Source organism: Lactovum odontotermitis, from assembly GCF_054658595.1.
In genome coordinates, this window is record NZ_BAAGGQ010000005.1 from 118,406 (window position 1) to 126,906 (window position 8,501).

The 8,501-nt window shown below is 47.0% G+C and carries 11 protein-coding genes; all 11 read right to left on the minus strand.

Going from position 1 to position 8,501, the window contains the following annotated elements; genetic code table 11:
* Nucleotides 1-55: 55 nt before the first annotated feature.
* On the minus strand, nt 56-1,204 hold the full coding sequence (locus ACYQ2E_RS04510; protein WP_460016874.1) for a cystathionine gamma-synthase: 1,149 nt from the start codon (nt 1,202-1,204) through the stop codon (nt 56-58).
* Complete coding sequence (locus tag ACYQ2E_RS04515; RefSeq protein WP_460016875.1) at nt 1,205-2,080, minus strand: CvfB family protein; 876 nt, start codon at nt 2,078-2,080, stop codon at nt 1,205-1,207.
* Between the two features lie 362 nt (nt 2,081-2,442).
* Nucleotides 2,443-3,099 carry a hypothetical protein gene (locus ACYQ2E_RS04520; protein WP_460016876.1) on the minus strand — a complete coding sequence of 219 codons (657 nt, stop codon included), beginning with the start codon at nt 3,097-3,099 and terminating at the stop codon, nt 2,443-2,445.
* Between the two features lie 167 nt (nt 3,100-3,266).
* Nucleotides 3,267-3,791, minus strand: a complete 525-nt coding sequence (locus tag ACYQ2E_RS04525; protein WP_460016877.1) for a hypothetical protein — start codon at nt 3,789-3,791, stop codon at nt 3,267-3,269.
* Nucleotides 3,788-4,345 carry a ribosome recycling factor gene (gene frr / locus ACYQ2E_RS04530; RefSeq protein ID WP_460016878.1) on the minus strand — a complete coding sequence of 186 codons (558 nt, stop codon included), beginning with the start codon at nt 4,343-4,345 and terminating at the stop codon, nt 3,788-3,790. Before frr ends, ACYQ2E_RS04525 begins: the two co-directional genes overlap by 4 nt.
* A gap of 42 nt (nt 4,346-4,387) precedes the next feature.
* Entirely contained in the window at nt 4,388-5,104 is a 717-nt protein-coding gene (gene pyrH / locus ACYQ2E_RS04535; protein WP_460016879.1) for a UMP kinase, read from the minus strand.
* An 85-nt stretch (nt 5,105-5,189) separates the two neighbouring features.
* A complete protein-coding gene (locus tag ACYQ2E_RS04540) occupies nt 5,190-5,519 on the minus strand; it encodes a type II toxin-antitoxin system RelE/ParE family toxin (protein ID WP_460016880.1) in 330 nt (109 codons plus the stop codon).
* Nucleotides 5,509-5,805 carry a type II toxin-antitoxin system RelB/ParD family antitoxin gene (gene relB, locus ACYQ2E_RS04545; RefSeq protein WP_460016881.1) on the minus strand — a complete coding sequence of 99 codons (297 nt, stop codon included), beginning with the start codon at nt 5,803-5,805 and terminating at the stop codon, nt 5,509-5,511. The genes ACYQ2E_RS04540 and relB overlap by 11 nt, the downstream gene beginning before the upstream one ends.
* Before the next feature lie 208 nt (nt 5,806-6,013).
* Complete coding sequence (locus tag ACYQ2E_RS04550) at nt 6,014-6,634, minus strand: ATP-binding cassette domain-containing protein (RefSeq protein WP_460016882.1); 621 nt, start codon at nt 6,632-6,634, stop codon at nt 6,014-6,016.
* Between the two features lie 2 nt (nt 6,635-6,636).
* Nucleotides 6,637-7,785: a hypothetical protein gene (locus tag ACYQ2E_RS04555; RefSeq protein ID WP_460016883.1), complete on the minus strand. Its 1,149-nt coding sequence runs from the start codon at nt 7,783-7,785 to the stop codon at nt 6,637-6,639.
* 77 nt (nt 7,786-7,862) lie between these two features.
* Nucleotides 7,863-8,204, minus strand: a complete 342-nt coding sequence (locus ACYQ2E_RS04560; RefSeq protein ID WP_460016884.1) for a hypothetical protein — start codon at nt 8,202-8,204, stop codon at nt 7,863-7,865.
* Nucleotides 8,205-8,501: the final 297 nt, after the last annotated feature.

Genomic DNA, 8,501 nt, shown 5'->3' on the forward strand with positions numbered 1-8,501 from the left:
GTCCATATTATTTGGACATTTTTTTGAAAGTGTATAGGAAATATTTAGCGAAAACTTAGATTTTCATGAAAGCCTGCTCTAAATCGGCCGTTAAATCTTTAATGTCTTCAATTCCGACCGACAGACGAATCAGGCCGTCCTTGATACCAGCTGCTTCGCGCGTTTCTTTGGGAATGCTGGCATGTGTCATGACAGCCGGCACTTCAACCAGCGACTCGACGCCGCCGAGTGACTCGCCCAGCGTGAAAATTTCCAGGCTCTCGACAAACTCTTTGACTTTGGCATCGGTCGCGTCTTTCAGCTCGAAGGAAATCATGCCGCCGAAGCCTGACATCTGCTTAGCTGCGATTTCGTGACCAGGATGCGAGGCAAGACCTGGATAATAGACCTTTGCCACCTTGTCGGAGTTGACCAGATAATCTGCAAGAGCCGCAGCATTGGCCGCATGGGCTTCCATGCGCAGGGCCAGAGTTTTGATGCCGCGCTGCAGCAGCCAGCTGTCGTCGGGTCCAAGCACGCCGCCGATGGAATTCTGATTAAAATAAATCTGCTCGGCCAAATCTTGCGAATTTGTCGTGACAAGGCCGGACACGACGTCGGAGTGCCCGCCGAGATACTTGGTGCCGGAGTGCATCACGATATCTGCGCCCAAGGCCAGGGGCTGCTGGAAATAAGGGCTGGCAAAGGTGTTGTCGACGAGCGTCAGCAAGCCATGCGACTTGGCAATTTCTGACACGGCCTTAATATCAATAATCTTGAGCAATGGATTTGAGGGTGTTTCCAGGTACACGGCTTTTGTGCTGGGCTGGAGAGCTTTCTCCAGATTAGACGGAACCGTCAGGTCAACCAGGTCGTAGGTCAGGCCGAATTTTTCCATGACTTTTGTCATCAGGCGAAATGTGCCGCCGTAGAGGTCGTCCGTGAAAACGATGTGGTCCCCGGCAGAAAAGGTCGCGAGAACCGCATGGATGCCTGCGAGACCTGTGGCGAAGGCAAATCCGCGCACGCCGCCCTCAAGCTCGGCAATCAGCTTTTCCAACGCTTCGCGCGTAGGGTTGCCCGAGCGCCCGTATTCGTAGGCGACTTGCCCGCCTAGCGTTTTCTGTTTGAAAGTTGAGGCGCGGTAGATTGGCACGGAGACAGCGCCTGTTGCTGCATCGCTGCTCACGCCGCCGTGGATTAATTTGGTTTTAAAATTGGTCATTTAGTCTCCTTGTTCAGTCTCTTTTAACAGTTGTGTGCCGTCAGCATCCTGCTTGATTTTACCTGCTTTCATCAGGCCGCCGAGCGCTTTTTTGAACTGACCTTTGGAAATGCCGAAGGTGGATTTGATGTCTTCCGGCGACGATTTGTCGTTGTAAAACATGTAGCCGCCGACGTTTTCGAGATAAGCCAGAACCATCTGGCCGTCGGCGTCCAGCATTTCAAAGGCACGAGGTTTCATGGACAGGTTGAGTGTTTTGTTTCTGGCGTTGAAGCCGACGACACGCGCCTGCATTTCCTGGCCGATTCGGACCTGTCCCAGCGTTTCTGTGGGATGAATAAAGCCCAGCATGTTATTGTCCGGCAGGTACACGAAATTACCTGTTTCCTTGATTCTGTACACAATCGCTCGAAGTGTCTCGTTCTGCATGTTGTCATAGGCTTTGCCGGCTAATGCCTGGAAGTCTTCTGCCCAGGCCAAATGCGCCCAGAGGCGGTCTTTGGCGTCCACTGTCAGTTTGACATAGAGCTGGTCGTCTTTCTTGGGCCACTGATTTTTGTCCAGCGGCAGGTCGTCCATTGAGACCACGACATCCTTGTCCGGCAGTCCGGTTGCGACGAAAACACCAAGGTCGCGCCGCACGTCTGCCACACGTCCCCAGCCGTATGTCTCAAGCGTGACGCTCTGCGGAGCCGTCGTCAATCGCAGCCTGTCTGATTTGTCAGAATAGACGAAGCCGGAAACGACATCGCCGATAAAATGGTGTCCTTCCGATTTTGCCAGAGCCAGCGTCAGCCCATGCGACTGGACAAAATAAAATTCTTCGTTTGAATCTGAAATTAAAGCCGAAAGCGACTTTGCGAGATATTTATTCATGTCATGATTATAACATACTGGTAACGCAACACTTGACTAAAACTACTTGCTGTATGCGTCAAGTCTACGGTTGTAAAAACCACCTGCTTCATTCACTAGCAGGTGGTTAAGTTGTTTTTTAAAATAAAACTTTAAGCGTGCCATTCGACTAGGTGCTTTAGCGCCATAGCGAGAGTGGACAGCAGCACCCGCAGGGGGCAGACAATTTCAGAAGCTTCAGCTTTTAAAAATTGCTAGAGCTTCAGCTCTCAGTGCCACTCGACTAGGTGCTTTAGCACCGTAGCGAGAGTGGACAGCAGCACCCGCAGGGGGCAGACAATTTCAGAAGCTTCAGCTTCTAGAAATTGCTAGAGCTTTAGCTCTCAGTAAGGACTTCCTGCTTCAACCATGATGAGCTGTGCAGTGGCTGTAGACACCTGACTGCCGAAACGCGCCTGCAGGGCTTCTTTGCTCAATGTTTCCTTAGTTGTCCAGACGATTTCGTTCCAGTCGCCTGTCACGCCATTTGGAAATGTTGGGACTTGGAAGCTGACATTGTCACCATCAACGACAAACTGTGCAGAATTCTTTTCGTCTTTCAGTCCTTGCCCAGCGGAGGCATTGTCGGAGTTAAACTTGCCGGAGCCGTTTTCTCCGCCGTTAATAAAGGTGAATGTCTGATGGCCTGAGCTGTCCGTGAAATACTGGACGCTGTACTTGCCCTGGCTGTTCTGAATCCAGGCTGCCATCAGGTTGACGAGGTCAGCCTGTGAAAGATTCGCAGCTGCTGATGAGCTGGCTGTTTTCGAGCTGGAGCTTGTTGTGCTGGAGCTTGAGCTTGAGCTTGAAGTCGATGACGACGTGCTCGCAGAGGATTTAACGGCTGAAGAGGCCTTGGTTGAGCTGGAACTACTGCTTTCTGCACTGGTTTTATCATTTTTGCAGCCTGCAAGGACCAGTAATGGAAAAGTTAAGACGAGCCCAGCTATCAGTAGGCGAGATTTTTTTAGAGTTTTATTAGAACGATGTTTTGTTTTCATATTATTTTTTTTATTCCTTTCATTGAATTAGACACATTTTACAGTTTTGTCTTTTTCGTGTCAATTATTTAGACTCGTAAAATGTCTGAAACTTAAAGACAACTAAAATAATTTTATGAGCACTCTAGAAAGTGCAGCAAAAAAGCGGCCGTGCCGCTGTTTTCAGATTACAAATATTCACCCTTTGCCACGAAGTAAGTCCCGCGAATTGCTCCGCCAATCTTGCTTTTCATCGTGGCGAACTTAAAGCCGTTCTCCGGGAAAATTTCCGGTATCTCCATGCCCTCGGACAGCTTGAAGCCAACCGCCCGGCGCCGTTTATCCGTGAGATTGTAGGCGGCATTCGCATCCATGCCGCTGGCAAAAATCACCCAGGCAAAATGCGCTTGGCCGTAGTCTTTGTAGCCGAACTTCTTGGAATCAACAACGTCGGCCACATCATACTCGCCCACAAAAATCGGTCGCTGATCGTCAAAATTCAGAGCGCGCTCGGCAAAAATACTCGAGAGCCAGGGATAAATCTCAGGCTTTTCCTCCAAAGTATAGAGCGTCATCTCAGTTTTGAAATGCTCATTCAGATACTTCGCCTCGCTTGCGACCAGATTGGCCAGATTCTGCCGCACTTCAGCATCTGCCGCCGCAAAATGCTTTACAAGCTCAGGAATATTTTTGTAATCGACTGTAAACATCATACTTCCAGCAATTCTTTCTCTTTTTCCTTGGCCACAGCGTCCACATTCTTGACCGCGTCATCAGTGGCTTTCTGGATGTCCTTCTCGAAAGATTTCAGCTCATCTTCAGAGATTTCGCCATTTTTCTGCTGTTTTTTGGCGGCATCAATGGCATCGCGACGGCTATTGCGGATAGCTACTTTAGCTTCCTCAATGAACTTGCCCATGTACTTGACAAGCTCCTTGCGTCGCTCCTCTGTCAGCATGGGTATCACCAGACGGATGGTCTGCCCGTCGTTAGCCGGTGTAATCCCTAGGTCCGACTCATTAATGGCGCGCTCAATCTCTTTCAGAGAACCCTTGTCAAATGGAGAAATCGACAGGACACGCGCCTCAGGAATCGTAATGGAAGACAGCTGTTTCAAGGGCGTCGGCACACCATAATAGTCCACATTGATACGGTCCAGAAGACTCGCATTTGCACGTCCTGCGCGCACTTGTCCAAGATTACGCTGCAGATTCTGGACAGAGGCAGCCATTTTTTCTTTTGCAGTTTCAATTAGTTCGTTTGACATTTTATTTCCTTTGATAATATTTATTAGACGCTGAGTCTAGTGTTACTCGACGGTTGTCCCGATATTTTCACCCAGAACGACACGTTTGATGTTGCCCATTTCGTTCATGTTGAAGACGACGAGCGGGATGTGATTGTCCATTGACATGGTCGAAGCGGTGGTGTCCATGACGCTCAGACCTTTGATAATCACGTCCATGTGGGTCAGGTGCTCGAATTTGACCGCATCTTCTACAATGTTCGGATCCGCACTGTAGACACCGTCTACACCGTTTTTAGCCATTAAGATGACATCGGCATTAATTTCGGCTGCGCGTAAAGCCGAGGTTGTATCGGTTGAAAAATAAGGAGAGCCCGTGCCGCCGGCAAAAATAACAATTCTGCCTTTTTCTAGATGCCGTTCTGCACGGCGCCGAATGTAAGGCTCAGCTACTGCTTTCATCTCGATAGCCGTCATGACACGGGTGTCAACACCGATTCCTTCCAGAGCAGACTGCATGAAGAGGCCATTTTGAATCGTCGCAAGCATGCCCATGTAATCCGCCTGCGCCCGCTCCATGCCTGCTTTCTCGCCGGTAATCCCGCGCCAGATGTTGCCGCCGCCGCAGACAATCGCGATTTGCGTGCCGAGGTCATGGACGTCCTTGATTTCTTTCGCGATTTTGATTGCGGTTTCCGGGTCGAAGCCGAAGCCTTTTTCGCCGGCTAGGGCTTCGCCTGAGAGTTTGAGTAAGATGCGTTTATATTTAAGTTCTACCATTTTAAACCTATCTAATCTGTTTTGTCTATTTTATCATAAAAAAGCTTTCCTGTGGATGGTTTTTTCTGGGAATCAATGCAAACTATCAGGACGAGAGTACTTCTATCCAGTTTTCCCGGCTGCTCATCAGGCGGTCAACAATGACCTGCTTCTTTTTCTCGTCCACGTCATAGAATGCAATGTAATTTCCCAGGACAAGCCCGCGGTAATCCAGTGCGCCAGGAACTTTTCTCCCTGTCCTCTCTGCAACCTTAAAGCCGCCAGTCGGAAATACTTCGAGGTTTTTCAGCCCCAACAGAATGTTCTGAACGGTATTCAAGGCTGCCTGCTCGGAGAAAAAGTGCGTACGAATGTACTCGTAAATTTCAGCCAGGTCCTGCTCGAAAATGTCGGTTGTTTTGACTTTAAAGGCCATATTTGCTCATGACCTCGCTCAGCGGTTTTGTTTTTCCTGCCAGGGCTGATTTGCGCCCGATATTAATCTCGGCATACAGGCTGTCAATGATTTTTTTCCGGCGGGCTTCTTTTTCACTGATTAGCTCCGCAGGGACTGAGTGCTCTTCTACGATTTTTGTGAGGACGGAGTTCATAATCGTTGTCATGTCAAAGTTCTCGTCATTGACGATTTTGCGCGCTTCTGCCAGCAGGTCTGAATTCGTCCTGAAGTTGAACTGGGTGTTCTTTTCTGTGTATGAGACCATGTTATCTCCTTTTGCTAGGTCTGTATATTTTTGTATATCATTTCTTGAAATTATTTTACCATTTTTGAATGAAGTTTTCAATACTTACGATGCCCTCAGTACAAAAAACTGCCCAATCGGGCAGAGAATTTATCGAATTTTTTGTTGTCCTTCAATTTTCCTAGGAAACAATCGTGAGTGTTTTGAATATTTAATTAATATAGTATATTCAGTAAAAAGTCTCAATATAACCAATCTCACGAGCCGCTTCAGCAAAGTCGTCGACCTGTGAGATTCCGGTCTCTGAGAGCAGATAAGTGACATCGCAGAAGTGCTCGATTTCCTTTAGGTTGTGCGAAGTCAGAATCACGATTTTCTGCTTAGATATCTCCTGCACGACCTCGTAAACCTTTGATTTCACGGCCACATCAAGACCGCTGAAAAGCTCGTCAATAATCAAAACGTCAGAGCTGACCGAGAAGGACAGGATGGTCGCGAAAAGCTGCTTCATGCCTAGAGAGTACTTGCCGATTCTTTTATCTGCGAATTTCCCGGCGGAAAATAGGCGTGAATACTTGATGGCTCTGGCTTTTTCTTTTTTGCTCAGGATCGAGTAATAGTCACTTGCTTTCAAGTTTTCATCAAAGACGTCAACGCTGGGCAGATAGGCAACCCTCCTCGTTTCAATTCTTCCGCCGGAAGCGCCTGTCTCACCTGCCAGAATTGAAAACAGTGTGCTCTTTCCGATGCCGTTACGTCCTATCAGGCCATAAAGGCCTTTGGCCTTTAATTCGAAGGAAAAAGGAGCAATATCGGGCAGTTTTAAATTTATTATCTTCAACATAGTCATAGTCATAGCCTCCGGACTCTATATTTTTTCATGAGAAAGCTTGAGAATAGGAAGCAAATGGCGCTCAGCGCTGCCAGATAGACGATGCCGACCACTAGGGAGCTTTTACCGAAGAGGTAGGCCGGATGGCAGAGGAGTTCTCTCGGGTCAAGGTAGCTCATCGGCACGAAGCGGCGCACAGCCTGCATGTAGTCTTTCTGCTCAATGAGCGACCAGCCGACGATGAAAACGGCGATGATGCCGACGACGACGAGGCTTTTTTTGAATAAGACCGAGAATAGGGCGCCGAGGGCGGATAGGAAGATGAGAATCAGGAAGAGGTAGCTTAAACTGATCAGGATGATTTGTCCGTTTGGGATGGCCATGTTGTCGACTCTCCAGGGAACCATTGGGCTACCTGCGCCTTTGAAGTTTTTCAGGTAGCCGGGATAGTTTAGCGAACCGAATCCGTTCTTGATACCGACCGAAATGATGTCCACTGCGCTGATTAGCAGAATACTTGCAAAAGTTACAAGCAGCGCGGCGCTTACTTTCTGAAACAAAGTACGCTGTCTAGAAATCTTTGCGAAATCGTAGAAAAGGAATTCTTTGCTTTCAAAGTGGGTGGAAATCTGGACGGAGATAAGCACGGCGAAAATCAATAGGTACATACTCGTGAACATGCTGACAAGAGGAGTGTTAATAAACGTTCCAAATGCATGCACCTGAGAACCTGGCTCTAATTCGAAATCAAGTCGCCGTTTCTTTATCAGATTGTAATAGTCAATTTGATGTTGATGAAACTTCTTCTGTTCTTCTAGCTGCTTATCTTTCTCATCATATTTCAGATATTGATGATTCAATTTATTCTGTATTTCAAAATAGCTGTTGAACTGGTTTGATTCTAGCGCCTTGACTTGTCGCTTATAATCCTTGACTCGTTCCTCTGTCTCAACTCTCAAATCTTCTGGATATGATGAATCCTGAAGCTTCTCCTCGGCTTTTGAAATACCATATTTGATTCCCCCAATCTTCTCCAGCTTATAGGGCCCCGTGTTGAGCGAAGAATTTAGGCGAACAAAATGAGTCACTACCAATAACAGACCTAGCATTACTAAAATCACTAAATTCTTTTTGCTGAGAAAAAACTTTTTGATTTCAAAATTCAGCATTACGCACTCCTTTCACAGAATTCATGCGCATAAACTCTTTTTGCTCATGCGCATGAAACCCAGCAAAAACAAGCTAATTAGAATGTTCTGTAGTTCCACTTCCAGTATTCAGTCTCAAGATTGCCATAACTATCATGTGAATGGTAAACCGGTAGTTCTTCATAGCCATGAGAACAGCGCAACTCTTTGTAATAAGTGTTATCTTTTTGAGTAACCCCTTTCCAAGTTTCCTTGTAGCGATAATCTTTCACCTGTCCCACCCAAACACGAGTCTCTGGTGCATCTGCGCTTGCAGTGAGCTGAGCAGCTGTTGTTCCAACAGCACCTAGGCACACCAGTGCCACTAGGATTTTGTTCTTTAGGTTCATCTTCATGATGATTGTCCTTTCTTCCGATTTTCCGGAACTTTTTATCCGCATAAGTTTCCTGAAATCAGGAACTTACGGAAACATCCTGCCTCCTACCAAAATAAACTTCGCGAAAGCTCATTTTCTCATGAATCTATAGATTCCTCTTAATCTTTTAATATACACCCGCTTTTCTCTAGCGAAAAGCTATCCACCCAAAACCATATAGAATAATACCAACATAAACATAGAAGCATATGCTAGAAAAGGCTTGTAATTTTTCATGTCTCCCTTTCTCCCCGATTCAGTAATTTCTATGGTAAATTCCCATGAAACTGTGTTGCACTCTTTCCCTTAAAATTATTGTAT